This window comes from Limnohabitans sp. Rim28, assembly GCF_000293865.2.
In the GTDB taxonomy this organism is placed as follows: Bacteria; Pseudomonadota; Gammaproteobacteria; order Burkholderiales; family Burkholderiaceae_C; genus Limnohabitans_A.
In genome coordinates this window covers 1-26,137 of sequence record NZ_ALKN02000012.1, presented here as the reverse complement: position 1 = coordinate 26,137, position 26,137 = coordinate 1, and the positions used below count along the sequence as shown (strand labels likewise).

Sequence of the window (26,137 nt, the reverse complement as noted above, 5' to 3'; positions counted from 1 at the left end):
TCCACTTCTGGATTGTGTGCCTGAAAGGGTGTGAAGGCTTTGGGGTCAGCTTCTACAATGTGAGGCTATGTTCGTTCACCTGCGCCTTCACTCCGAATTTTCTGTCGTTGACTCCACTTGCCGCATCGACGATGTGGTCAAGATGGCAGCCAAAGACGCACAGCCTGCGTTGGCCATCACCGACCTGAACAACCTCTTCGGAACGGTCAAGTTTTACAAAGAAGGTCGGGGCAAAGGTGTCAAACCCATCATTGGGGCCGAGATCATTCTGGAAGGCTTGGGTGGGGATATCGCTGTCACCAGCCGCGTTGTTTTGTTGGTGCAAAACCATCCGGGCTATCTGAACCTTTGCGAGTTGCTGGCCCGTGCTTGGACACAAAACGTGGTCAAAGGCGTGGCCGTGGTCAAGTTGACGTGGCTCAAGGAGTTGTCCAGCGGTTTGATTTTGCTTTCCGGCGCGCAAGCTGGGCCGGTGGGGCAAGCCATCGTGCAAGGCGATACCGACAAGGCGGCGGATGTCGCGCTCCAATTGGGCTCGATGTTCCCGCACCGGTTTTACTTGGAGCTGCAACGGGCTGGCCGTTCCGAAGATGAACCGCAGGTGGCCGGTGCGGTGGCATTGGCCGCACGCCTGGGTTTGCCGGTGGTGGCCACGCACCCAGTCCAGTTTCATGGCCCCGAAGATTACGAAGCCCACGAAGCGAGGGTCTGCATCTCCGAAGGTGAAATTTTGGCCAACCCCCGACGGGTGCGGCGTTTCACCCGCGAGCAGTACTTCAAGTCGGCGGCCGACATGTGTGCCTTGTTTGCCGATGTGCCCAGCGCGATGGCCAACACGCTGGAAATCGCCAAGCGCTGCAACCTGAACCTGGTGCTGGGCAAGCCCCAGCTGCCAGACTTTCCAATTCCGCCCGTGAACGGCGTGGTCATGTCGGTCGAAGACTATTTTCGGCATGTTTCTTTTGAAGGCTTAGAGCAGCGCTTGGTGCACCTGTACCCGGTTGAGGCCAAGCGGAGCGAAGAACGCCCGCGCTATGTGGAGCGCCTGGAGTTTGAGCTGAACACCATTTTGAAGATGGGTTTTCCGGGTTATTTCTTGATCGTGGGTGACTTCATCCAGTGGGCCAAGGCCAACGGCTGCCCGGTGGGCCCTGGCAGGGGATCGGGGGCGGGCTCTTTGGTGGCTTATGCGCTCAAAATCACCGATCTCGATCCTTTGCAATACAACTTGTTGTTTGAGCGTTTTTTGAATCCCGAGCGGGTGTCCATGCCCGACTTCGACATCGACTTTTGCCAGGGTAACCGCGACCGGGTGATCGACTATGTGAAGGACAAGTACGGCCGCGAGGCCGTCAGCCAGATTGTCACATTTGGCACCATGGCCGCGCGTGCGGCCATTCGCGATGTGGGCCGGGTGCTCGACATGAGCTACACCTTTTGCGACGGCATCAGCAAGTTGATCCCCAACAAGCCGGGCATGTCGGTCACGCTGCAATACCCGCCCGCCTCGCCCAAAGAGGGCGATAAAAACAATTACGCCATTGCCATGGAGCCGATCCTTGCCGAACGCATCGAGCGCGAAGAGGATGTGAAAACCCTCATCGAGTTGGCGCAAAAGCTCGAAGGGATGACCCGCAACGTGGGCATGCACGCGGGGGGCGTGCTGATCGCCCCGGGCAAGCTGACCGATTTTTGTCCGCTTTATCAACAGCCGGGCAGCGAATCGGCGGTCAGCCAATACGATAAAGACGACGTGGAAGCGGCAGGCTTGGTCAAGTTTGACTTCTTAGGCTTGGCCACCCTCACCATTTTGGAGATCGCCCGAGAGTTCATCATGAAACGGCACAAGGGCCAAGAAGACTTTGCCTTTGAAAAGATCCCGCTCGATGACGCACCCACTTACAGGCTTTTTTCAGACGGCAAAACCGAGGCGGTGTTCCAGTTTGAAAGCAGGGGCATGCAGGGCATGCTGCGCGATGCGCGCCCGAGCCGTCTTGAAGACCTGATCGCATTGAACGCGCTGTACCGACCAGGCCCCATGGACCTGATCCCCAGCTTTGTGGCCCGCAAGCACGGGCGCGAGCAGGTGGAGTACCCGCACCCTGCGGTGGCCCAGATGCTGTCAGAGACCTACGGCATCATGGTTTACCAAGAGCAGGTCATGCAGACGGCTCAGATTTTGGGCGGTTACTCGCTCGGCGGCGCCGACTTGCTGCGCCGGGCCATGGGCAAGAAAAAAGCCGAGGAGATGGCCGAGCACCGGGAAAAATTTCGTGATGGGGCACTGGCCACACACAACATCCCTCAGGAAAAGGCCGATGAAATTTTTGACCTGATGGAGCGGTTTGCAGGCTACGGTTTCAACAAGTCGCACGCCGCAGCTTACTCATTGCTGGCCTATCACACGGGCTGGCTCAAGGTGCACTACACCGCCGAGTTCTTCTGCGCCAACATGACGGTGGAGATGGACGACACCGACAAGCTCAAGGTGCTGCACGAAGACGCGCTCAAGTTCGGCATCCGTTTTGACCCGCCGGATGTGAACCGAGGCACCCACCGCTTTGAGCCGGTGACGGACAAAATCATCCGCTATGGCCTGGGCGCGATCAAGGGCACGGGCCAACAAGCGATCGACGCCATCGTGGCGGCCCGCACCGAAGGCGGCCCGTTCACCAGTCTGTTTGACTTTGCCGTGCGTGTGGACCGTACGCGCATCAACAAACGCACGGTGGACGCGCTCATCAAGGCGGGGGCTTTTGACTCGCTGAACATGAACCGCGCGGCTTTGTCGGCCAGCATTGACCGGGCATTTGAGTTTTCGAACGCCACCACAGCCAATGCCAATCAAGGCGGTTTGTTTGACATGTTGGGGGACGACTCACACGGCTCCAGCACCCAAGAGCCCGAGTTGGTCGAGGTGATGCCTTGGGGGATCAAGGAGCGCTTGCTGCTTGAAAAAACGGCCGTCGGCTTTTTCTTGTCAGGCCATTTGTTCGATGCGGTAGAGCGCGAGGTTCGCCAGTTTGCGCGTCGCAAAATTGACGAGCTGATCGACAGCCGCGAATCCTTGGTGCTGGCGGGTATTGTGAGCGACCTGCGCATCATCAACGGCCAACGCGGCAAGGTGGCCATCTTCAAACTCGACGACAAATCGGGCGTGATGGAGGCCACCGCCGACGAAGCCCTGATCAACTCGGCCAAGCATTTGCTCAAAGACGATGAGCTGATCATCGTCACCGCCAAAATGCAGGCCGACAGGTTCTCCGGCGGCTTTCGTCTCAAGATCGAACAGATCATGGACCTGGGTGCGGCCCGTTGCCGCTATGGCAAATACCTGCGCGTGGCGGTCAATGGCCGTGCGCCCGACATCGCCCGCTTGGTCAGAGAGTTTCCGGCGCAGCGCGAGCAAACCGAGCAGGGTGACTGGGTGCGAGGTTTGTCCGTGCGTTTGGTGCTGGAGCGGCGGCATGAGGCGCTGGGCGCTCGCGCCGAGCTGGCGCTGGGCGACGGGGCCAAATTTTTCCCGACCGACGCAGCTTTGGCCAGCTGGATGGCACAAGCCGACCAGGGCCAGGCGCGGATTGTTTACGACTGAGGCAGAACCGGCAGCTTGGCCCTCAGCGGTTGCCGTTTTGCTGGTTTTGTTCGCCGTTGTTGTTTTGCCCTGAATTGGCATTGGGCGACGCGTTCTGATTGTTGTTCTGGTTGACGGTGGTGTTGCCCGTGATCGAGCCAAAATTGGGGCTTCCCGCCATCACCCCGGTGTTGACCATGGGCCTGACCACAGGCGCACGGGGCGTGGGTGTGTTGTATGTCACCGAGGACGCTTGGCCCTCTTTGCCAAGTGACTCGTAGAGTTTGCCCATCAATTCGGGGTTGCCGGCGATCTTGGCCTCGATGGCACCCTCAAGGATGGAGGAGATCTCCAGCGTCAATGCGGTGCCCAACCAGTTGGGGCTGTTGGCCAAGAGGGTGGCCAATTGCACATCGGTGCAGCTGGCGGCGTTGCGCTCCAGCCAAGCTTTGGCCAAATCGGCCCGAGATTCGGGGGCATGGGTGCGCAGCGCAAGCGATTTGAAGTGGGCCACAAAACACGCACCGGCAGGCTTTTTTTGCGCCCAAGCGCTGGCCACAGGCAGGCATCCCATGGCGCTGATCAAGCAAATGGCAAAAATTTTCATAGGTTTGGGGTCTGGGCTGCCAAGTTGAATGCGCAAGGGACAAGCGCGGGTATAAAAGACTTGAAGTTGAATCGACACGAGAAAGACAAAGTTGAGGCCTTAGGCCTTGTCCAAGGGTGGAGCAATGGTCGATCAATCCAGCGGTCTAAAGCCGAGCACGATCACGGGCGGTACCCGGCCATCGGTGTCTTTGGGGAAAATCTCGGTCTTGTCGATGGCCCGCAGAACTGCTTCGTCCCAGGCTTTATTGCCACTCGATTGAAGGATTCGGCGGCTTTGGATGACCCCGTCCGGTGCCACTCGGACCTCCACCTCGGCCCTGGGATTGCCCACCATGTCGCCGGGGTAAGTGATGTTGGGTTTGATGCGGCCCACCAAGCGACCCGCATAGGTGGCCGAAGGCCCGGACGATTTGAGGGCTGTTCCCGTCGCGTTTTCACCGCCCGAAGCCCCGGCCATGCCTTGCATGCGTTTGAGGTTTTCTTGGCGCAAGGCGTCTGCTCTGGCGGCGTCAGCTTTCTCGGCTTTCTCGGCCTTTTCTTTTTCAGCGGCTTTTTTCTTCTCCCGCTCTTTGTCTTCTTGGGCCTTTTTCTCTTTGGCGAGCTTTTCCTTTTCGAGCTTGGCTTTCTCAGCCTTGTCTTTTTCTGCTTTTTCTTTTTCAGCCTTGGCTTTGTTCAATTTTTCTTTGGCCGCTTTGTCTTGGATGGCCTTTTCTTGATCGGCCTTGAGCTTTTCAGCATTCAGCTTTTCAGCCTTGAGCTTTTCGGCTTCTTTCTTCTTTTCTTCTTGTTTTTGCTTCTCAAGCGCGATTTGTGCGTCTTTCAGTGCCAGCGCCGGATCAGGGGCAGGCGCAGGGGGTGTGGGTTGGGCGGGAGGCGTTGGCCGGGTTTCAGGCACAGGCTCTGGCACAGGTTGCGGCAAGGGCTCTTGCAACCGGGGCGCAGCCGCTTGCGGCACGGCGGACCACAGCTCGGCCTCGGCTTGCAAGGTTTGCGGTTGGGTTTTCCAAGCCGTGGCCAGGCCCAGTGCCAAAAACAACAAGGCGTGCGCCACCCCAGCCACCACCCAAGCGCGGCCCATGCCGGGCTGCTCTGGGGGCGCAAACTCGAGGTGCGGCGTGGCCTTGGCGTTCACCTGAGTCCTTATCAAGGCGCCAACTGAACCGACAAGCCAACGCGGGCAATGCCCGCGCGTTGCAGGCTGTCCATGACCTTGACCACGGTTTCATATTTCACCGTACGGTCTGCACTGATCACCACGGCGGTGTCATCGCTTTCACCCACCAGACGCTTGACGCTGGCGGCCACGCTTTGCAGGGTGGCGCTGTCGGTTTTGCCTTCGCTCACCAGTTCCAGTCGTTCGTCTTTCTGGATCACGATTTGGATGACTTTGTCGGGCTGTTTGGCGGCTTTGCCGACGCTGGGCAGGTCCACCATGCTGGGCGTGATCATGGGCGCTGTGACCATGAAAATGATCAACAACACCAACATCACGTCGATGAAGGGCACCATGTTGATTTCCGAGATGGTGCGGCGTCCGCGGCCTCGGGAAGAAGTAGAGGGCATGCTGGTTGGCCCCGATCAGTGGCCCGAGGCCGAGCCGTTGCCCATGGCCACGTTGGCGCCCAAGCTGCGTTGCAAAATATTGGAGAACTCTTCGATGAAGGTTTCCAATTTGATGGCGATGCGGTCCACGTCGTGCGAAAAGCGGTTGTAAGCCAGCACAGCCGGAATGGCGGCGAACAGGCCAATGGCGGTGGCCACCAAGGCCTCTGCAATGCCGGGTGCGACAGCGGCCAAGGTGACTTGCTGCAAGCTGGCCAAGCCTGTGAAGGCGTGCATGATGCCCCAAACAGTGCCAAACAGGCCGACATAGGGTGAGATGGAGCCGACCGAGGCCAAAAAGGCCAGTTTGGACTCGGCCACGTCCATCTCGCGCTGAAAGCTGGCCCGCATGGCGCGTCGTGCGCCGTCGAGCAAGGTGCCGGCGTCGGTGATGCGGCGTTCACGCAATTTTTGGTATTCACGCATGCCGCTGGCAAAAATACGTTCCATCGGGCCTGACAGTTTGGCGTTTTGGCTGGCTGCATTGAACAACTCATTCAGGCTGGTGCCCGACCAAAAGACGCGTTCAAATTCTTCATTCAGATTTTTAATGCGCTTGATGGCCGTGATCTTGCGCACGATGGCCGCCCAACTGGCCACAGAGATGCTGAGCAAAATGAGCACCACCAGCTGCACGACAAAACTGGCGTGCAGCAAGAGCGAGACGATGGACATGTCTTGGTTCATTTCAGGGCTTCCAGAACGGGGGCCGGAATGCGGCCGGGTTTCAAGGTGTTGCTGTTAACCCAGCCGAGGCGAATGGTGCCCTCAGCCAGGAGTCGGTCGCTGGTTTGATTTTCGTTCGCTGTGCGCAGGTAGGCACGCTGGACAATGGTCAGGCTGGCTTTGCCGCCTGTTTGCAATTCGGCAGTGACGATCAAGGTGTCGTCCAGTCTGGCGGGAGAGTGGTATTTGACGGTGGTCTCCGACACAACAAACATGCCGCCCGACGCGTCGCGCAGTACCTGCTGACCAAAACCCAGGGCTCGCAACCATTCGGTGCGGGAACGCTCAAAGAACTTGAGGTAGTTGGCATAAAACACGATGCCGCCTGCGTCGGTGTCTTCCCAGTAAATGCGAATCGGATGCTGAAAAACACGCGGGTTCAGGCTGGGCGCTGTCATGGGGCCAAGGCTGTTCATGGCTGCAACCACGCTTTCAAGCGGGCCATGGCGGTGTGCAACTCGGCCATCGAGTTGGCCGTTGAAAAGCGCACAAAGCGGGCGGTTTGGTCGGTGCCAAAGTCGCGTCCGGGCGTGATGGCCACATGGGCGTTTTCAAGTGCGGCAAAGGCAAACGCCCAACTGTCTTTGAGGCCCAGTTTTTGGCAGGCAGCGCTGCAGTCGGCCCAGGCGTAAAACGCGCCATCGGGGGCCACAGGCACGGTCAGTCCCAAGTCGTTCAGAGCCGGAATGAAGTAATCGCGCCGCGCCTTGAATTCGGCGCGGCGGTGCTCGTATTCGGCCAGGCTCTCGGGCGCAAAGCAGGCCAGGGCTGCTTGTTGAGCCACAGTGCTGGCACAGATGAAAAGGTTTTGTGCCAAGCGCTCCAACACGGGGGTGAGCTGCTCGGGCACCACCAGCCAGCCCAGACGCCAACCGGTCATGTTGAAGTATTTGCTGAAGCTGTTGATGCTGATGATGTCGTCGCCCAGGGCCAGGGCGCTTTGACCAAACGCATCGTCGTGGCTCAGGCCCAGATAAATCTCGTCGATCAGGGTGATGCCGCCGTGAGCGCGCACCACATCCACGATGCGCGCCAACTCGGCCGGCTCGATCGACGTGCCCGTGGGGTTGGAGGGCGAAGCCAGCAAGACGCCACGGGTTTGCGGGCCCCAAGCCGCGGCCACTTTGGCGGCGCTGAGCTGAAAGCGCTCCTCGGCCGTGGTGGGCACCAAAACGGCTGTGCCTTCTGCGGCGCTCACAAAGTGGCGGTTGCAGGGGTAACTCGGGTCAGGCATGATGATTTCATCGCCCTTGTCGATCAATGCCAAGCAAGCCAGTTGTAAAGCGGCCGATGCGCCTGCGGTGACCACGATGCGGCTGGCGGGCACTTGCACGCCAAAGCGCTGCAAGTACCAAGCGCTGATGGCCTGTCGCAAAGTGTCCAGGCCGAGCGCAGGGGTGTATTGGGTTTGGCCGGATGCGATGACCGCCTGGGCAGCGCTTTGTACCCGAGGTGGCGCAGTGAAGTCGGGCTCGCCGATGTTCAAAAACACCACAGGTCGGTCGGTGTGGGCAACTTCGCGGGCTTTTTGCGAAGCGGCCTTGGCCACTTCCATCACCCAAAAGGGCTCTATCCGTTCGGCGCGCTCGGAGATTCGCATGGCTGTGTCGTTGTGGCGGTTTATTTGGCGCGTCCAGACTGGCGGTCAGCTTGCACTTCGGCGCTGCGCAGCTCTGGGGCCAGACCGTTCAAAACCGCGTTGACGTATTTGTGACCATCGGTGCCGCCAAAGTCTTTGGCCAGTTCAATGCACTCGTTGAGCACCACGCGCCATGGCACATCCAGGCAGTGTTTCATCTCATAGACGCCAATCCACATGATGGCCCGCTCGATGGGGGAGATCTCGGCAAAGCTGCGATCGAGCTTGGGTGAAATCAAAGCGTCCAAGGCGGCGGCATGCTCGGTGCAGCCGTAAAGCAGGGTGTCGTAATGGGTCGAGTCGGCTTTGTTGAAGCCCGACAAATCGCGTGTGAACACATCGATGTCGGCTGCTTCGTTGCGGCCCACGATGTGCTGGTACAAGGCTTGCAGGGCAAACTCACGCGCGCGGCTGCGGGCCGATTTGGCGGACGATTTGCGAGTGCCTGAGACAGCCTTTGGGGCAACGCCTGCTTCGTCCGTGGTGTTTTGCGGGTCGGTCATCAGGCTTTGTCTTCTTCGTCAAGGTCATCGGCCAACTCGGCCATGTCGGCCGACAGGTCGTCCATGATGCAGGCCATTTCGACCGCTACGCGGGCTGCGTCACGGCCTTTCTCGGTTTGGCGGGCGATGGCTTGTTCCAGATTTTCAGTGGTCAAGATGGCGTTGGCAATCGGCAGGTTGTAGTCCAGCGACACCCGGCTCACGCCTGCGCCCGATTCGTTGGCCACCAACTCGAAGTGGTAGGTCTCGCCACGGATGATGCAGCCTAAAGCGATGAGGGCGTCGTACTCGGCGCGCTCGGCCATGCCTTGCAGGGCCACGGGCACTTCCAAGGCGCCGGGCACCATGACGTGGTCGATGCTGGTCACGCCTAAAGCTTCGAGTTCTTCGATGCAGGCTTTGGCCAAGGCGTTGGTGATGTCTTCGTTGAAGCGGGCTTGCACGATGCCGATGTGCAGAAATTGGCCGTCGAGTTCTTCGGCCAGGCCTTTGTTGGCGTCTTGCATGTTTATTCCTTGGGGATGTAAGCGGTGATTTCAAGGCCGTAGCCGGTCATGCTGGGCATGCGGCGCGGGTTGCCCATGAGGCGCATTTTGTGAACGCCGCATTCGCGCAGGATTTGTGCACCCACGCCATAGGTGCGCAAATCCATTTTGCCGCGTTCGGGCGCCTGGGCCGAGCGGGCGCGTCCCTCAAACTGTGCCAGCAATTGTTCCGCCGACTCGCCGCAATTGAGCAGCACGGCCACGCCGAAGCCCTGGGCGTTGATGTAGCCCAGGCTGGCGTCCAAGCCCCAAGAGTGCATGGCGCGGTTGACCTCCAGGGCGTCAAGCACGGACAGGGGCTCGTGGACGCGCACCGCCACTTCGGACTCTGGCGTCCATGCGCCTTTGACCAAGGCCAAGTGAACCGATTGGTTGGTTTGGTCGCGAAATGCGTGCGCGGTGAATTCGCCGTGTGCGGTTTGCAGGGGACGGCTGCCAATGCGTTCAACCAGTGACTCGTTGCGGCTGCGGTGCTCGATCAAGTCGGCGATGGTGCCGATCTTGAGGCCGTGCTCGGCCGCAAAAATTTGCAGATCGGGCAGGCGGGCCATGGTGCCATCGTCATTCATGATTTCGCAGATCACGGAGGATGGTGAGCAACCGGCCATCGCGGCCAAATCGCAACCGGCTTCGGTATGGCCAGCGCGCATCAGCACGCCGCCGTCCACCGCTTGCAGGGGAAAGATGTGACCCGGCTGCACCAAGTCGGTGGGCTGGCTGGCCTTGGCCACGGCCACCTGTACCGTCTTGGCTCGGTCAGCGGCTGAGATACCGGTCGTCACGCCTTCGGCCGCTTCAATCGAGACGGTGAAGGCCGTGCTGTAAAAAGTGCCATTGCGGGTGGCCATGGGCGGCAACTTCAAAAATTCGCAGCGCTCCCGGGTCAGCGTGAGGCAAATCAAGCCCCGTCCAAATCGGGCCATGAAGTTGATGGCTTCAGGGGTGACGTGGTCAGAAGCCAGCACCAAGTCGCCTTCGTTTTCACGGTCTTCTTCATCGACCAGGATCACGATGCGACCGGCTTTCATCTCGGCCACGATCTCTTCTACGGGCGAGATGGCCACGGGTGTCGGTTGCGCGGGGGCGTTCATGGGAGGTCCTAAATTAAGAAGCTTGGGGCAACAAGCCAGCGCTGAGCATGCGCTCCACGTAGCGGGCCACGGTGTCGATTTCGAGGTTGACGCGGCTGCCTGATTGCAGGCTGCCCAAAGCCGTGTTGTCGACGGTGTGCGGAATCAGGTTGATGCTGATCTCACAGCCATCGGCCAGATCGGCCACCCGATTGACCGTCAGGCTCACACCGTTGACCGTGATCGAGCCTTTGTAGGCGAGGTATTTGGCCAAGGCGTGCGGGGCCATGACGCGCAGTTCCCAGCTTTCGCCGATTTGCTCAAAATGGCTGACATGGCCTACGCCGTCCACATGGCCGGACACGATGTGTCCGCCGAGTCGGTCGTGCGCACGCAGCGCTTTTTCGAGGTTGACGGTGCCTTCTTGGTCAAGGCCACTGGTTTTGTCCAGCGATTCGGCCGAGATGTCGATGGTGAACTGACGACTTTCGGGGTTGAAGGTGGTGACAGTCATGCAAGCGCCGTTCAGGGCGATGCTGTCGCCCAGGCCGACATCGTCAAGGTACCCGGCGGGGGCCTCGATGGTGAGGCGCTTGCCGTGGTGTAAAGAGCGACCCAGGTCGTGGGTGGCGACGATTCGCCCCACGCCGGTGATGATTCCGGTGAACATAGCTGTGTATTTTCGCAGGTAAAGCGTGTGAATCGGGTGGCAACGCAACAAAAATGCAGTCCCGTGAGTGCATCCGGCCTTCCGTTGCAGCGCCTTGTGCTCAGGGTTTACCAAGGCGACAAGGCACAAACCGTGTGCCTAAAATGGTGCATTGCAGCAGATTTTCATTGGCCGCATGCCATCAGGAGTTTTCATTGCCGGTCAAGCCCAAAGTCAAATCGACCCCTCCGCAGCCACCGCTCAATGCGAACAGTGCGGACAAATCGGCAGCCGTTGGGGATGTTCGCACCATCAAGAAATACCCCAACCGCCGGTTGTACGACACGCAGTCTTCCAGCTATGTGACTTTGGCCGAGATCAAAAAAATGGTGATGACGGCTTTGCCGGTGCAGGTCGTCGACGCCAAAACTGGGGAAGATCTGACCCGGTCCATTTTTTTGCAAATCATCTTGGAAGAAGAGTCTGCTGGCGCACCGATGTTCAGTGAGGCCGTTTTGTCGAACATCATCCGCTTTTATGGCCATGCCATGCAAGGGCACATGGGTTCTTATTTGGAAAACCATGTGCAATCCTTCATGGATTGGCAAAACAAGTTGGGCGAGTCCAGCCCCGTTTTGAGCCCAGAGGTCTGGGCGCAGTTCATGCAATGGCAAACGCCAATGATGCAAAACATGTTTTCTGGCTTGGCCAACCCGTCTCAAAACGGCATGACCCAAATGCAAGAGCAGATGCAAAAACAGATCCAAAAGAACACGGAGCAATTACTCGGCGTCATGGGTTTGCGGACCTGACGGGCTTTGCATGACCTTTTGTCACGAAGCGGTCGTTTTTGCGGGGACAATGCGGGGATGCGTGAAATGACCCCAACAGCCCCCACCTCAGTCAACCTGCCCGCCCCCAAAGTGGGTTTCGTCAGTTTGGGTTGCCCCAAAGCCTTGACCGATTCCGAACTGATCCTGACGCAATTGAGTGCCGAGGGTTACCAGACTTCCAAAACTTTTGAAGGCGCTGACCTGGTCATTGTGAATACGTGTGGCTTCATCGACGAAGCCATTCAGGAGAGCCTGGACACCATCGCGGAAGCCTTGAGCGAGAACGGCAAAGTGATCGTGACCGGTTGTCTGGGTGCCAAAACAGGCGAGGGCGGTGGCAACATGGTGCGAGAGATGCACCCCAGCGTGCTGGCCGTGACCGGACCGCATGCCACCCAAGAGGTGATGGATGCGGTACACACCCATTTGCCCAAGCCGCACGATCCGTTCCTGGATTTGGTGCCCGGTGGTTTTGGTGAGGCGGGCCTCAAGCTCACGCCACGCCACTATGCTTACTTGAAGATCAGCGAGGGCTGTAACCACCGTTGCACCTTTTGCATCATCCCGTCCATGCGCGGCGACCTGGTTTCGCGCCCGATTGGCGATGTACTCAAAGAAGCCAAGGCACTGTTTGAAGGCGGTGTCAAAGAGTTGCTGGTGATCAGTCAAGACACTTCCGCCTTTGGCGTGGATGTGAAATACCGCACGGGTTTTTGGGATGGCAAGCCGGTCAAGACCCGCATGCTCGAATTGGTCCAGTCGCTGGGTGAGATGGCCCGCGAGCACGGTGCCTGGGTGCGCTTGCACTATGTCTACCCCTATCCGAGCGTGGACGACATCATTCCCTTGATGGCACAGGGCCTGGTCTTGCCTTATTTGGATGTGCCTTTTCAGCACAGCCACCCCGATGTGCTCAGGCGCATGAAGCGTCCAGCCAGCGGGGAGAAAAATTTAGAGCGCATTCAACGTTGGCGTGAACTGTGCCCAGAGTTGGTGATCCGCAGCACATTCATCGCCGGTTTTCCGGGTGAGACTGAAGAGGAGTTCGAGCATTTGTTGGGCTTTTTGCGGGAAGCGCAGATTGACCGGGCAGGGTGTTTTGCTTACAGCCCAGTCAAGGGTGCAACGGCCAACGAATTGCCTGGCATGCTGCCAGAAGCCTTGCGCGAAGAGCGCCGAGCTCGTTTTATGGCGGTGGCCGAAGAGGTGTCGATTGCCCGCTTGCACCAGCGTGTGGGTGCCACCATGCAGGTGCTTGTGGACAGTGCGCCCGCCATGGGCCGTCGCGGCGGCGTGGGTCGCAGTTTTGGCGATGCACCTGAGATCGATGGCGTGGTGCGCTTGTTGCCCCCGGAAAAAATCAGCAAAACACTGAAAGTGGGTGAGTTCACCCGTGCGCGAATTGTGCGTGTGGAAGGCCACGATTTGGTGGGGGTGCCGTTGTGATTTGGGCAACAAAAAAGCCGTTGAAGGTGATTCAACGGCTTGATGCATTTTTAACTCATCGCGTTCGATAAGATTGGTGCCCAGAAGAGGACTCGAACCTCCACGATGTTACTCGCTAGTACCTGAAACTAGTGCGTCTACCAATTCCGCCATCTGGGCGCCTCAGGAATCAAAGGATTGTATATCAAAAACGTAGCGCCCCCCAGCGGCTTGCTGGAAGAAATTGAAGGCAGTGTCCAAGGTCATCGTGACGGTCATGGGTTCTTGATCCGTGACAGCGGAGAGTCCGACATTTACCTCTCGCCCAATGAAATGCGTGCCGTGTTGCACAAGGACCGCGTGAAGGTTCGCATCGTGCGCCAGGACCGCAAAGGCAGACCTGAGGGGCGAATCGTCGAGATCGTGGAACGCCCCGAGCAGCCGATCATTGGTCGTTTGTTGCACGAAGGGGGGTTGTGGTTGGTCGCGCCTGAAGACAAGCGTTATGGCCAAGACGTGATGATCCCCAAAGGGGCCACTGGCACAGCCAAACCCGGCCAAGTGGTGGTGGTCGAGTTGACGGAACCGCCCGCCTTGTTTGGCCAACCCGTGGGCCGCGTGAAAGAGGTCCTGGGGGAGATTGACGACCCGGGCATGGAGATTGAAATCGCCGTGCGCAAGTACAGCGTGCCCCACGAATTTTCAGCCGGTTGCTTGGAGCAAGCCAAGGGATTGCCCGACAAGGTGCTGGCCAAAGACCGCAAGGACCGTGTGGATCTGCGCGATGTCCCCTTGGTCACGATCGACGGCGAAGACGCCCGAGATTTTGACGATGCGGTGTACTGCGAACCCGCCAAAGTGGGCCGTGGCAAAGGTTGGCGTTTGCTGGTGGCCATTGCCGATGTGAGCCACTATGTACAGACCGGCAGCGACATTGACATTGATGCCTACGACAGGGCCACCAGCGTGTATTTTCCGCGCCGCGTGATTCCGATGCTGCCTGAAAAACTGTCAAACGGCCTGTGTTCGCTCAACCCCGACGTCGACCGTTTGTGCATGGTGTGCGACATGCTGGTGAATGCCAAGGGCGACGTTCATGCGTACCAGTTTTACCCGGCGGTGATGCACAGCCATGCACGTTTCACTTACACCGAAGTGGCCGCGATTTTGGCCAACACCCGCGGACCTGAGGCGCTCAAGCGCAAAGCGCGTGTGACCGATTTGATGAACCTGCAGGATGTGTACAAGGCTTTGCTGGCTTCGCGTGCCGTGCGGGGCGCGGTGGACTTTGAAACCACCGAGACGCAAATCGTCTGCGACGAAAGCGGTCGCATTGAAAGGATCGTGCCGCGCGTGCGCAACGAAGCGCACCGCCTGATCGAAGAAGCCATGCTGGCCGCCAACGTCTGCAGCGCCGACTTCATTCAGCAAGGCAAGCACCCCGGCTTGTTCCGGGTGCACGAAGGCCCCACGGCCGAGAAGAAAGACATCCTGCGCAACTACCTCAAGGCCTTGGGGTTGGGCATGAGCATCAGCGACGATCCGCACACCAGCGAGTTCCAGAAAATCGCCCAAGCGACCAAAGACCGCCCGGACGCGCAGCAGATCCACACCATGCTGCTGCGTTCCATGCAGCAAGCCATTTACACCCCGGTCAACAGCGGGCACTTTGGTTTGGCCTACGAGGCTTACACCCACTTCACCAGCCCGATCCGGCGGTATCCGGATTTGTTGGTGCACCGGGTCATCAAAGCCATTTTGCTGGACCGCAAATACACCTTGCCCAGCTTGCCTGTGCCCGGCGAGGCGCACGCCAAGTTGACCAAGCGTCTCGAAAAAGGCCGTGCGGCCAAGGGCGATGCGCCCGAGTCGTCTGCACCGCGGGTACGCATGTCAGCAGCCGATCAACGCGCCTGGGAGGCTGCGGGCTTGCATTGCAGCGCCAATGAGCGCCGCGCCGATGAGGCCAGCCGTGACGTGGAAGCCTGGCTCAAGTGCAAGTACATGCGTGAGCATCTGGGCGAAGAGTACGGCGGTGTGGTGTCAGCAGCCACCAGCTTCGGGATCTTCGTGACACTCGACAACCTGTATGTTGAAGGCTTGGTGCACATCACCGAATTGGGGGGCGAGTACTACCGCTTTGACGAGTTGCGTCAAGAGTTGCGCGGTGAGCGCACCGGCATCCGCTATGCCATTGGCAGCCGCGTGCAGGTCCAGGTCAGCCGTGTCGACCTGGATGGTCGCAAGATTGATTTCAGGTTGGTGCACGCCGGCGACGAGTTGGTGCAACGGGCCATGCGTGACAAAGGCGTCTCCCCACCGGCTGATGGGCGGCGCGACAAGCAAAGGCTTGTCAAGGATCGCCGTCTGGCCCATGCCGAGCGCAACCGGTCCCCCATCCAGGCCCTCAAGGCCTCGGTCAAGAAGGCGGCGGCCAAAAAGAAAGGTGGCCGCAACAACAAGCCCCAACGTTGAAGCGGACAAGCCACCGCGCCAAGCGTTGGGCGCCATGACGTGTTCACAAACCAGGCTTGCAGGCCTGGTTTTCAACGGCCTACAGGGCCGTCTCCGGCGGGACATACGCCAGACCTTGCAAGCCGAGGGTCAATTTTCAAGCCAAGGCCCTCAACAATGACGGGGTCGCCATCCCCATCGAGGATGTCAAACGCTGTGATGGCCTGATCGTTCCACGAAGGCCTTTGGCGCTGACTTGCCGATTCGGCCACTGGCCCTTGGCCCATCGGGCCCAATCGGGATGATCCCTTTGTTCTGACTCAGGCCAAGCAACCTCCTTGCGCAGCGCAGTCTGCAGCCCTTGTTGTTCTCAAGCGCCTTGGATTGTTCTGAAACGATCCCCTTTCCATTTTGTGGAATTTCAATGTTTAAAGATACAAATTTCATAAAATTTGTATCTGAAATAACCCTTGTCAATTTTTTGATTGTAGATAAAGGAAGGATATTCCTGTAATTAGCCGTCTTGGTGAATTTTTAAATTAAAAAAATATTCAAATATGCCAAGAAAGTGTAGAAAATGATTGCAGACCAACACAAAATAATGGCTCGCTTGGTGGAGCTGTCTCATTGGGAGTGGGCCAATTTGCCCTTGCTCAAGACCGTTGTCGGGCGGCATGTGTATTTTTCAATCGTGCATGACGCCATCTTCCATGCCAGCGGCCCGACAGATCGGTCACTCAAGCAAGTCCTCAACCATCCCGAATACACCGATCGGGCGGTGCGCATGAAGTTGCGAGAAATGGAGGACGAAGGCCTCATCACCAGGGTTTACAACGAAAAAGACAAACGCGCCCGGCAAATTGTGCCCACGGCAAAACTCCTGGACCTCATGGCAAAACACGCTGAAAACACGCAAAAGATGCTCGAGAAGGACTTCATCATTCTGGAAAGACAATCTTGAGCACCAAGATCGACATGCGGTGCCTGGGGGCATTTTTTTGGGGACTTTGCTTTTTGTCCTGCACAGTTCAGGCCCAAGAACAAAGCACTTTGGCTGCAGAGCCACACCGTGCGCTGTTGGCCGAGCTCCTGACCCGCCACCCCGGTGTCCTGGCCGCAATGGGTCAACTTCAATCCGCCCAACACGATGCCGAGGGTGCCAAATGGCAATTTCTGCCCACAGCATCGGTCGGCATTGAAAAAAATCCTCAATCTGCCAATGGCCTGACCGACACACGGACTACTTTTGCACGCCTTCAGCAGCCACTTTGGACAGGCGGCCGCTTGACCGCCCAGCTCGACAAAGCGCGTGCGCAAGAGGCGTTGGCCAATCTGACCCTGAGCGAACAACGTCTGGGCTTGGCCACACGCTGGTTGCAGCTGTGGTCAGAGGTGCAAGCCGCGGAGCTCAAATCCCAGGCCTTCACGGAAAGTGAAGCACAGCACCTCAAATACGTCAGGCAAGTCCAAAACCGAGCCCAAGAGGGCCATGCGCCGCGCAGCGATGTTCAGCTCTCACTGTCCAGGCTTGCCGCCGTGCAGGCCGAACTCGAGCAAGCCAAAGCCCAAAGGCAACAAGCCATCAGCAGGCTTGCGCAAATGTACGGTGGCCCCATGCCCAGCCAGACCATCCGCTGGACGGCCGTGTTTCAGCCGCCACGACGGACCGACGATTCCAACCGTAGCCATGAGCTATGGACGGTCATGGCGTTGGACAAGCATCCCAGCCTCCAAAAGTCCATCGTGACGGTCAATGTGCTGCGTGCAGATGCGGACATTGCCAAATCACGCATTTATCCCGAGGTCTATCTTCGAGGAGAACTGATCAACCGGGACATCAGTAGAACCACACAACAGCTGTATGTGGGCTTGACTTCCAATTTCGGGGCCGGCTTGTCTTCCATGGCTTCGGTCGCTTCTGCCCAGGCACGCTTGCAGGCACAGGAGCAAGAAATCGAGGTCAAACGCCGCGACATTTCTGACCAAATCCATGCCGACTTGCAAACCATCGAATCGCAAGGTCTGCGCCTGACTTACCTGCTCCAGGCCCAGGAAAGCGCTGAGCAATTCATGCAAGCTTCCGAGCGCCAATTTGACGCTGGCCGCCGAACTTGGCAAGAGCTCATGAACACAGCCCGTGAAAAAGCCCAAGTACTTGTGCAAATGGCCGACACCCAATCGAGCCGCTGGCTCGCACAGCAGCGCTTGGCCTTGTTGGCCGCTGGGGTAGAGGCCTACCTGCAGAACAACAGCAACCCCTGACCTCAATGACCCCATCCTCGACCCCGCTGCCTGACTTGGCGGTTTTGCACACCACATTGATGCGTCTGGCACAACTCAGACGCGAACCGGTTGATGGGCTCGGCCTGCAAGCCGCGTTGCGCCAGCTCGGACAAGCCCACCAGCAGCTTGCAACCCTGATGGATGCATTGGCCCAACTCAACCAATGGCCCAAAGTCCAATGGTCAAAGTCCCCGGACGCGAGCCGGCTGCCGTGCATTGTTGTGGGGCCCCAAGGGCAGCTTGGCATCGTCACCGCGCACACGGCGCAAGGGCATTGGGCCACCAGTTGGTGGCAATCCGACATCCGTCAATTCGCCGAGCAGGCGATGGACCGATTTGAAGACGGCCACCGTTTTATCCGCATTCGGATGACGGCGCCTTTCGTGATCAGCGAAAGTCCCAGTCTTCAGCTGGTCTGGTCCGAGATTTTTTCGCACAAACGCCTCTTGACCGATATCGCCGCTGGGACCTTGGCCATCAGTTTCTTGGCGCTGGCCACCTCGTTTTACAGCATGCAGGTCTATGACCGTGTGGTCCCCACCCAGGCCGCGTCCACCTTGCTGGTTCTGACTTTGGGGGTGTTGGTCTCGGTTTTGTTTGAAACACTGGGCAAATGGCTACGCGCGCAACAGGTCCACCACCTCACGGACGCGGTCGATCAAAACCTGGCACGCTCGGTTTATGGCCGATTCCTGGGTGTCAGGCTGGATCAATTGCCCGCCAGCGTGGGCGCCACCTCCTCAAGGTTGCGCAGTTACGAAAGTATCCGGGCTTTCCTGGTCAACGTCAGTACCCAGGCCATGGTCGATGTGCCAGTGGCATTGATCACCTTGTTTGTGCTGGCCCTGATCGGTGGCTGGTTGGCGCTCATCCCTGGCGTATTCCTGGCGTTAGGCTTGGTCATTGGTTTCCTGTTTCACAACCGCATGGACCAACTGGCCAAATTGTCCACACCGGCCCAGCACCAAAAACTCGGTTTGTTGGTTGAGAGCATTGAAGGCGCAGAAACCATCAAATCAGGTCAGGGCGGCTGGCGCATGTTGTCCAAATGGCTCGACATGACCGACGAGTCCCGCCAATACGAGCAACGCATGCGCCAACTCACCGAAATGCAGCAATTTCTGGTGGCCATGTTCCAGCAAGGTTCCTATGTGGCGCTGATTGCGGCAGGTGCGCTTTACGTTGGCCACGCTGACTTCACCATGGGGGCCCTCATTGCCTGCTCCATCCTCAGTGGGCGCATCCTGGCTCCGATTGCCACCATCCCGGCGCTCATCATGCAATGGGCCCAAACCAGGGTGTCATTGCAAGACCTGGACAAGCTCTGGACGCTCCAGCTCGACCACCCCCCTGGTCAGGAACCCATTGTGCTCGAGACTCTGCGCGGCCAATTCGAGTTGACCGACATCGACATGAGCTACAGCGGCACCACCGCCGTCAAAATCAAGCAACTGCGCATCCGCGCTGGGGAGCGAGTGGCCGTGCTCGGTGGCGTCGGTAGCGGCAAGACCAGTCTGCTTCGGTTGCTCTCTGGCATGTACAAGGCCGGGCAGGGCAGGGCCCTGCTCGACGGGATCGACCTCGAGCAAATCGCCAAAGCCAGTCTGGCCAACCAAATGGGTTTTGTGCCGCAAGACGGACGCCTTTTCGCGGGCACCCTGCGTGACAACCTGGTGCTGGGCATGAACGACCCTGGTGACGACGCATTGTTGGAAGCCGCTCGCCAGACCGGTCTCTTTGAAACCGTCATCGCGGCCCATCCCAAAGGCCTGGCCCGCGAGATTTCAGAGGGCGGACAAGGTCTGTCCGGCGGTCAACGTCAGCTGGTGCACATCACCCGTGCCGTTCTGCGCCGTCCCCGAATCTGGCTTCTGGACGAACCCACGGCCTCCATGGATCCCCAACTCGAGCGGCAAGTCATTCAGACACTGCAACACCACCTCACGGAAAACTCCGAGAGCACCATGGTGATCGTCACGCACAAACCGCAACTGCTCAGCCTGGTACAGCGGGTCATCGTCATGGCCAACCAACAAATCGTGATGGACGGCCCGCGTGACCAGGTGATGCAACAACTGCAAGCCATGGCAACGCAAGCTCAGCAGTCAGCCAAAACCCACACCGCCACTGCAGGCACTTCCGCATGAGCCACTCCAATCCCCCGCTTCGTTTCACGGGCATTTACCTGCTGTTCCTCCTGATCCTGATCGTGGCCTGGGCAGCCTGGTTTGAGATTGACCAAATGGTCAGGGCGCAAGGACAGGTCATTCCTCAAGACAAAACCCAGGTCATTCAAGCGGCGGACGGTGGTGTCATCAAGGAACTGCGGGTCAGCGAAGGCGAAACCGTCACCAAAGGCCAAGTCCTGGCCGTGCTCGAAAGCGACCGCGCCCTTGCCGGGGTCGAAGAAATCAGCAACCGCATTGCCGGGTTCCAAATCAGTCGCATTCGCGCACAAGCCGAGGCCATGGGTACCGTGCCCAAATTTGCCCAATTCTCAAAGTCCCATGCTGACCTCGTCGCATCGCAACAAGCACTCTATTTGCAGAACCAAGCCGCTTTGCTCAAGGAAACCGAGGCGTTGACCGAGCAAGTTCGGCTGGCCCATTCGGAGTTCGAACTGACCCAGCGCCTGCATGACAACGGAGACGTCAGCCGCATTGAATTGATGCGCACCCAGCGAGGGCTGGTCGATGCCCGTCAGAAACTGCATGCTGTGCAGGAAAAATACAAATCCGATGCGCGTCGCGAATTGGCCAAGATCGAGGAAGAAGTCACCAGCCAACGCAGCAAATTGCAAGAGCGCGCCAGCATACTGGATCACACTGAAATCCAGGCGTCCTTGGACGGTGTTGTCAAATCCTTGCGCATCAACACCTTGGGCGGTGTTCTGCGCAACGGCGATGAACTGATGCAGATTTCCCCGACCACGGGCGGCTACATCATCGAAGCCAAAATCAACCCTGCGGACATTGGGCAATTGCAACTGGGTTTGCCAGTCACCGTCCGACTGGATGCATTTGATTACAGCATCTACGGAAGTCTGGAAGGCCGCCTCACCTACCTCAGTTCCGACACCCTCACCGAGCAAGGCCCCGATGGCAAGTACCAGACCTACTACCGTGCCAAGGTCGAGTTGCTGGCCCAAGACGCTGTCAGGCGGATCAGATCGAGTGACATCAAGGCCGGTATGACCGCCACACTCGATGTCAAGACCGGTCGACGAACTGTTCTGGCGTTCATGATGAAACCCATTTCCAGGGCATTTGAAGGCGCTTTGGGGCAACGCTAAATCCCTGAGCACAAACCGTTTTTCTTGAAACGCTGCTGGCACCTAGGGTGAATGGGCTCGCCCTTTGTCTGGTCCTGCTGAACCTTGAGCGGCCCGCAGCCATATTTCACCTGATGCTCATCGCTGATGGCAACAAACTGGCCTTTCAGGTCGTTGTTTTGATCAGTTCTACCGCTGCTTGCAGGCAGAGATCCTGTTCACGCACTGCTGCGCAGCATGGTGCGTCCCACAAATCCATCTGATGTTTACCCATGTTCCTTGGCTCGGTCTGCATCCGGATCGGCGCAAGGTTCTGGGGTCTGATTTCGCGTATTTCAGTGAGTAATTATTTTTAATTTATGAGGGAAAATTTTTCCCTCATTCAATCAATTTATGGGTACTAAGTAAATCAATATAGTTTATTTTAATATTCTCGAAAATGTTAATTAAACATCATGAAAACTAACAAAAAAATCAATATCACCACCGACCAATCAGGCACCCAGTTGGTGAAGGTGGCCAAGGGTCAGGTGTTCCAGATTTTGATTGACGGCCAGCCCTACATCGGTCAAAAAACCATCCATGGGCGACGCTTGCTTCTGAAGCGACAGGCGGATGCCTTGGTGCTGGAACTCGAAGGCCGGGACCAGCCCCTGGTGGAGGTGGCCGACTTCTTTGAGCCCCAGGCGGGCAGTGACAACGCCAGTTTGCTGGGTGACATCGATCCACAGACCCTGTTTGTGGCAGAGCAATGGGCCGCAACGGGCACGGCTTTGACAGGGCAGACCACGCCGGGCCAAATCATGGTGCCAGATGCGAGCCTGATCGCGTCCGCCGCAAAACCCGAATCACAGGCCAGCCGCCCAGCGCACGCCAAGAGCGACAAAGATGGTGGCGGATGGGCATGGGGCCTGGGAGGACTGGCCCTGGCCGCCTTGGGCGGTGGTGGAGGGGGATCGGACAAACAATCTGAGCCGAAGCCAGAGCCACAACCCGAGCCCGAACCCGGTGTGCTTGTCTCCGGCACATTCCTGGCGGGGCCGGTGGTAGACGGGCATGGTTTGAGCGTGCTGGTCTTCGACCTCAACGGCAACCGAATCGGCCAGGGCGCCATTGACAGCGCTGGTCGCTACAGCGTTGACGTTGGCAGCTACCGTGGCGGTGTGGTGCTTAAAGTGATCGATGCCAACGTGGGCAACGACTACATGGATGAGGCCTTGCAGCGGGCCACGGACCTTGGCGCGGTGCTGATGGCCGTGGGGACCGTCCAGGCGGGCACGAACCCGATCCACGTCAATCCGGCCACCACGGCAGCGGCCGTGTTGGCCGGCCTCAAGGCGGTCGATGTCACCGGCGCAGGCGCAGACTTGGCCGCACAGGTGGGGCGCGTTGAGGGGGCGGATACGAGCGCACAGTTGCAGGCCATCGAGCAGGCCAACAAAGCGATTGCGCGCCTCATCGGCGTCAGCTCGAGTTTGGTGCAAACAGGCCCGGTTTCGACAGTTTTGCCGGATGGAACGGCCAATTCGGCCAATGTGGGCGCAAACGACGCGCAGCGCATCGGGCAATTTGCGGCGGTGCTGTCGGGCTTGTCGATGAAAAATGGGGGAGACAAGCGGGCCGCGATCGAGCAATTTGACGCATGGCTGGTGGCATCGAATGGCACCTTGGAGGTCTCCAGCGCTGGGGCTGCGGCGTTGATTTTGGGCAGTATTGGCCCATTGATCACGCCCGATCAAATAGCCTTGTTGCTGAACAAGGATGCGCAAACGCAAGCGAGCGCATTTGTGGCCAGCGGTGCGAGCGCACTCACGCCCATGGTCGCCCGCTTTCTCACGGCCGATCAGATGGCGTCCATCGCCAACCTCCAGAGCATCCCGGTGGACGCGCTCAAAGTCATGAAGCCTCAAAGCTTGGAGGGCCTGTCAGCCTCGCAGGTCGCGGCATTGACCAGCGGGCAATTGAACGCACTCACGCCAGAACAAAAGGCGACGCTCAACGGCGTACAGCTGGATGCGTTGGTGGCGCGGGCCAATTCGGCGGGTGCGGCCCTGGCAGCGGCGCAAAGCGAGCTCGATGCGGCGCAAGCGGCACTGAGCAGCGCCCTGAGCGCCATGAGCGCCCCTGCCACAGCGGGGCAGCTGGCTGCAGTTGAAAGCGCGCAGAACACGCTCAAGGCCAAGGCGGCCGCGGCCACGAGCGCAGCCAACGCAGCCACTGCGGCCGTGACGGCCGCGCAGGCTGCGGCCACAGCGGCGGGCGAGACCATCAACACATCGGCCATCAGCACAGCGGCAGCGGCCGCAATGAGCGACGCGGGTACGGCGGCAGGCGAGGTGGCCTTGGCTTCGCTGAGGGTGGCAGCTTCTGGCAACACCAGCACAGCCACCACCCCCGACATCCCCCCCGACATCCCCCCCGCCATCACCGCACTGGCCGTGAGCTACGGCGCAGCTGAAGTTGGCACAGCAGGCAACAGCGCAGGCGAGACCATTGTGCTGACGCTCACCTTCAGCGAAAGCGTCAATGGCCTGAGCTCGGGCAGCAACAACACCGTCTTCACCGTTGCAGGCACCGGTGTGAGTGCCTCCTGGGGTGGCAGCGGCAGCACACGGACACTGACTTACACCATACAGGCCGGACAAAACGGACAGGCTGCGATTGACGAAGCGGCCCTCAAGAGCGCTTTGCAAACTGGTCTGTCCGATGTGGCGGGCAACGCCCTCAGCATCAGTGGATCGATTGCCAACATCGACAGCACGGCGCTGACGGTGATCGACAACACCGCACCGACTTTGTTGTCCAGCACACCGGGTGACCAGGAGTTCTTGCGTGCCGATGCCAACATCACCCTGACCTTCAACGAAGCGATTGCGCTGGGCAGCAACGGCACCATCACGCTCAAGGCCCTGGACGGAGCAAGTGACGTGGTCATCAACGTGGCCAGCCATGGCGGACAACTGTCCATCTCGGGCAGCACGCTGACCATCAACCCCACATCCGCACTGGACGACGGCAAACAGTACGCTGTGCAGATCAGCAGCACGGCTATCCGTGACACGGCGGGCACGGCGTTTGCGGGGATTGCCAGCACCGACACCAGCACGCTCAACTTTGCGACCTTGGTGGCTGGCAACGGCGTATCGCCCAATCAGGTGGCCAACGGCTATGGTGGATTTGTGGTCAATGCTGCCGGAGAGAATGAATCGTTTGGCGTTGCTGTGGCGAGTGCAGGGGATGTCAACGGTGACGGTTATGACGATTTCATCGTGGGTACATCAACTTGGGGTGGTGTCCTCACCAATGGGACTGCCTATGTGGTGTTTGGCAAAACCAACACCACGGCCGTCGAAACCACCGACTTGGCCGCTGGCACCGACGGCTTTGCCATCCTTGGTGAAAACACGTACGACCAACTGGGCTACTCCGTCTCTGCTGCGGGCGATGTCAACGGCGACGGCAAAGCCGATCTTTTGGTCGGTGCTGTGAGTTACTCTTTTGCTACCGGGCGCAGCTATGTGGTGTATGGCAAAGACAGCACGGCGGCCGTGGACTTGGACGATATCGAGAACGATGACAACAGCCTGGGTTTTGCCATCACCGGCGAGAATATGCACGATGGTTCTGGCGGGAGCGTGGCTGCGGCTGGCGACTTCAATGGCGATGGCCTGGCCGACTTGGTGATTGGGGCGGATGGTGTAAACAACTACACCGGCAAAACCTATGTGGTGTATGGGCAGCTCAACCGCAGCAACCTAGACCTGACCAACCTGGCGGGCAGTCCCGATGGTTTTGTCATTCAGGCTGAAAACGTTGGCGATAACAGCGGGTACTCTGTGTCTGCCGCTGGCGATGTCAACGGCGACGGCTTGACCGACCTGATCGTGGGCGCTATTGAGGCCAACGCCGGCGATGGTCGCTCTTACGTGGTGTTCGGAGGCACCGGCAACAGCACCATCGATTTGACGGATGTGGCCAACGGCACAGGTGGCTTTGTGATCACTGGCGAGGCGGGTGACGAAGGCAGGTCTGGCGTCAGTGTGGCTGCCGCAGGGGATGTCAACGGCGACGGCTTGGCCGATGTGGTGATCGGTGCCGATCACAGCACCATCAGTTCGCCAAATACGGGGCGCAGCTATGTGGTGTTTGGCAAAAGCAACGACACCACCGCGGTGAACCTGAGCGACATTGCCTCAGGCAACGGCGGCTTTGCACTCCAGGGCGAAGCGGTGGGCGATTACGCAGGTTTCAGTGTCAGCGCGGCAGGCGACATCAACGGCGACGGCTTGTCCGACTTGATTGTGGGCGCTCCCGGTACCAACGCCTGGAGTGGCAAGTCGTATGTGGTGTATGGCCGCACCAGCGACACGCTGGTGCAGCTTTCGGACGTCGCTGCAGGTACGGGGGGATTTGCCATTCTTGGCGAAACGGACTCCGGTGAACTTGGCACTGCGGTTTCGGCGGCCGGCGATATCAACGGTGACGGCTTTGCCGATCTGTTGATAGGGGCACCCAGCGTGAACAATTACTCAGGCAGCGCCTACGTGATCTTCGGCGGCCATCAAGACCGCAGCGTGGTGGACTTCCTGGGCACGGCCAGCGCCAACAGCCTCACAGGCACGAGCGCCGCTGAAACCTTTGCCGGCGGCGATGGCAACGACACCATCAGCGGTGGTGGTGGCTCGGACGTGATTTGGGCCGGGCGGGGCGACGACACGGTGGTGCTCAACAGCACCAACGTGGCGGCCTTGCAGGCGGCCTTCAACAGCGGTGGTCAAAACACCACCCAACTCGCCCGTGTGGACGGCGGCACGGGGTTTGACACGCTGCGCCTCAATGGCAGCCACCTGGACTTGACCTTGGTGGCCAACCCGGGTGCCAGCGCACCGGGGGGCTTCTCGCGCATCAGCAGCATCGAAGCGATCGATCTGGCCAGCGACAGCGCAAGCAACAC

General features: G+C 59.0%; 19 protein-coding genes and 1 tRNA gene. 9 read left to right on the top strand and 11 right to left on the bottom strand.

Going from position 1 to position 26,137, the window contains the following annotated elements:
* Positions 1-67: 67 nt before the first annotated feature.
* Positions 68-3,595, top strand: coding sequence for a DNA polymerase III subunit alpha (dnaE, locus tag B472_RS13155; protein WP_019428287.1), 3,528 nt, complete (start codon positions 68-70; stop codon positions 3,593-3,595).
* 22 nt (positions 3,596-3,617) lie between these two features.
* On the opposite strand, the gene B472_RS13150 is transcribed toward dnaE, so the two are convergent.
* The 10 genes from B472_RS13150 to B472_RS13105 all read right to left on the bottom strand — a co-directional run bounded on the left by B472_RS13150 (position 3,618) and on the right by B472_RS13105 (position 10,938).
* The gene (locus tag B472_RS13150) at positions 3,618-4,181 is read right to left on the bottom strand and encodes a hypothetical protein (protein ID WP_133176096.1); all 564 of its coding nucleotides are present in this window, start codon (positions 4,179-4,181) and stop codon (positions 3,618-3,620) included.
* Positions 4,182-4,313: 132 nt separating this feature from the next.
* Positions 4,314-5,315 (bottom strand): cell envelope integrity protein TolA, encoded by a 1,002-nt coding sequence (gene tolA, locus B472_RS13145; RefSeq protein ID WP_019428285.1) that lies wholly within the window; start codon positions 5,313-5,315, stop codon positions 4,314-4,316.
* Positions 5,316-5,326: 11 nt separating this feature from the next.
* A complete protein-coding gene (gene tolR, locus B472_RS13140) occupies positions 5,327-5,746 on the bottom strand; it encodes a protein TolR (protein WP_019428284.1) in 420 nt (139 codons plus the stop codon).
* 15 nt (positions 5,747-5,761) lie between these two features.
* On the bottom strand, positions 5,762-6,472 hold the full coding sequence (gene tolQ / locus B472_RS13135; protein WP_019428283.1) for a protein TolQ: 711 nt from the start codon (positions 6,470-6,472) through the stop codon (positions 5,762-5,764).
* Positions 6,469-6,927: a YbgC/FadM family acyl-CoA thioesterase gene (locus tag B472_RS13130; protein ID WP_019428282.1), complete on the bottom strand. Its 459-nt coding sequence runs from the start codon at positions 6,925-6,927 to the stop codon at positions 6,469-6,471. The genes tolQ and B472_RS13130 overlap by 4 nt, the downstream gene beginning before the upstream one ends.
* Positions 6,924-8,111 (bottom strand): pyridoxal phosphate-dependent aminotransferase, encoded by a 1,188-nt coding sequence (locus B472_RS13125; RefSeq protein WP_026039802.1) that lies wholly within the window; start codon positions 8,109-8,111, stop codon positions 6,924-6,926. The genes B472_RS13130 and B472_RS13125 overlap by 4 nt, the downstream gene beginning before the upstream one ends.
* A 20-nt stretch (positions 8,112-8,131) precedes the next feature.
* Positions 8,132-8,653 carry a transcription antitermination factor NusB gene (gene nusB / locus B472_RS13120; protein ID WP_019428280.1) on the bottom strand — a complete coding sequence of 174 codons (522 nt, stop codon included), beginning with the start codon at positions 8,651-8,653 and terminating at the stop codon, positions 8,132-8,134.
* Entirely contained in the window at positions 8,653-9,159 is a 507-nt protein-coding gene (gene ribH, locus B472_RS13115; RefSeq protein ID WP_019428279.1) for a 6,7-dimethyl-8-ribityllumazine synthase, read from the bottom strand. Before ribH ends, nusB begins: the two co-directional genes overlap by 1 nt.
* A gap of 2 nt (positions 9,160-9,161) precedes the next feature.
* Entirely contained in the window at positions 9,162-10,289 is a 1,128-nt protein-coding gene (ribBA, locus tag B472_RS13110) for a bifunctional 3,4-dihydroxy-2-butanone-4-phosphate synthase/GTP cyclohydrolase II (RefSeq protein WP_019428278.1), read from the bottom strand.
* 13 nt (positions 10,290-10,302) lie between these two features.
* Complete coding sequence (locus tag B472_RS13105) at positions 10,303-10,938, bottom strand: riboflavin synthase (RefSeq protein WP_019428277.1); 636 nt, start codon at positions 10,936-10,938, stop codon at positions 10,303-10,305.
* Between the two features lie 143 nt (positions 10,939-11,081).
* On the opposite strand from B472_RS13105, the gene phaR reads away from it, so the two are divergent.
* Together phaR and rimO are read left to right on the top strand one after the other, a co-directional pair.
* A complete protein-coding gene (gene phaR, locus B472_RS13100; protein WP_019428276.1) occupies positions 11,082-11,729 on the top strand; it encodes a polyhydroxyalkanoate synthesis repressor PhaR in 648 nt (215 codons plus the stop codon).
* Positions 11,730-11,786: 57 nt separating this feature from the next.
* Positions 11,787-13,196 (top strand): 30S ribosomal protein S12 methylthiotransferase RimO, encoded by a 1,410-nt coding sequence (gene rimO, locus B472_RS13095; protein ID WP_019428275.1) that lies wholly within the window; start codon positions 11,787-11,789, stop codon positions 13,194-13,196.
* A gap of 74 nt (positions 13,197-13,270) precedes the next feature.
* Here the strand turns inward: rimO and B472_RS13090 are convergent.
* A tRNA-Leu gene (locus tag B472_RS13090) sits at positions 13,271-13,355 on the bottom strand.
* Between the two features lie 18 nt (positions 13,356-13,373).
* Between B472_RS13090 and rnr the strand changes: the two genes are divergently transcribed.
* From rnr to B472_RS13060, 6 genes are all read left to right on the top strand, one after another.
* On the top strand, positions 13,374-15,650 hold the full coding sequence (gene rnr / locus B472_RS13085; protein WP_026039801.1) for a ribonuclease R: 2,277 nt from the start codon (positions 13,374-13,376) through the stop codon (positions 15,648-15,650).
* Between the two features lie 556 nt (positions 15,651-16,206).
* Positions 16,207-16,590 carry a MarR family winged helix-turn-helix transcriptional regulator gene (locus B472_RS13080; RefSeq protein WP_026039800.1) on the top strand — a complete coding sequence of 128 codons (384 nt, stop codon included), beginning with the start codon at positions 16,207-16,209 and terminating at the stop codon, positions 16,588-16,590.
* Positions 16,587-17,891, top strand: a complete 1,305-nt coding sequence (locus tag B472_RS13075; protein WP_019428273.1) for a TolC family protein — start codon at positions 16,587-16,589, stop codon at positions 17,889-17,891. The genes B472_RS13080 and B472_RS13075 overlap by 4 nt, the downstream gene beginning before the upstream one ends.
* 5 nt (positions 17,892-17,896) lie before the next feature.
* Complete coding sequence (locus tag B472_RS13070) at positions 17,897-20,059, top strand: ATP-binding cassette domain-containing protein (protein WP_019428272.1); 2,163 nt, start codon at positions 17,897-17,899, stop codon at positions 20,057-20,059.
* Complete coding sequence (locus B472_RS13065; RefSeq protein WP_019428271.1) at positions 20,056-21,204, top strand: HlyD family efflux transporter periplasmic adaptor subunit; 1,149 nt, start codon at positions 20,056-20,058, stop codon at positions 21,202-21,204. The genes B472_RS13070 and B472_RS13065 overlap by 4 nt, the downstream gene beginning before the upstream one ends.
* 434 nt (positions 21,205-21,638) lie before the next feature.
* Positions 21,639-26,137 (top strand): S-layer family protein (locus B472_RS13060; protein WP_050995489.1); only part of this gene is annotated, 4,499 nt, incomplete at its 3' end.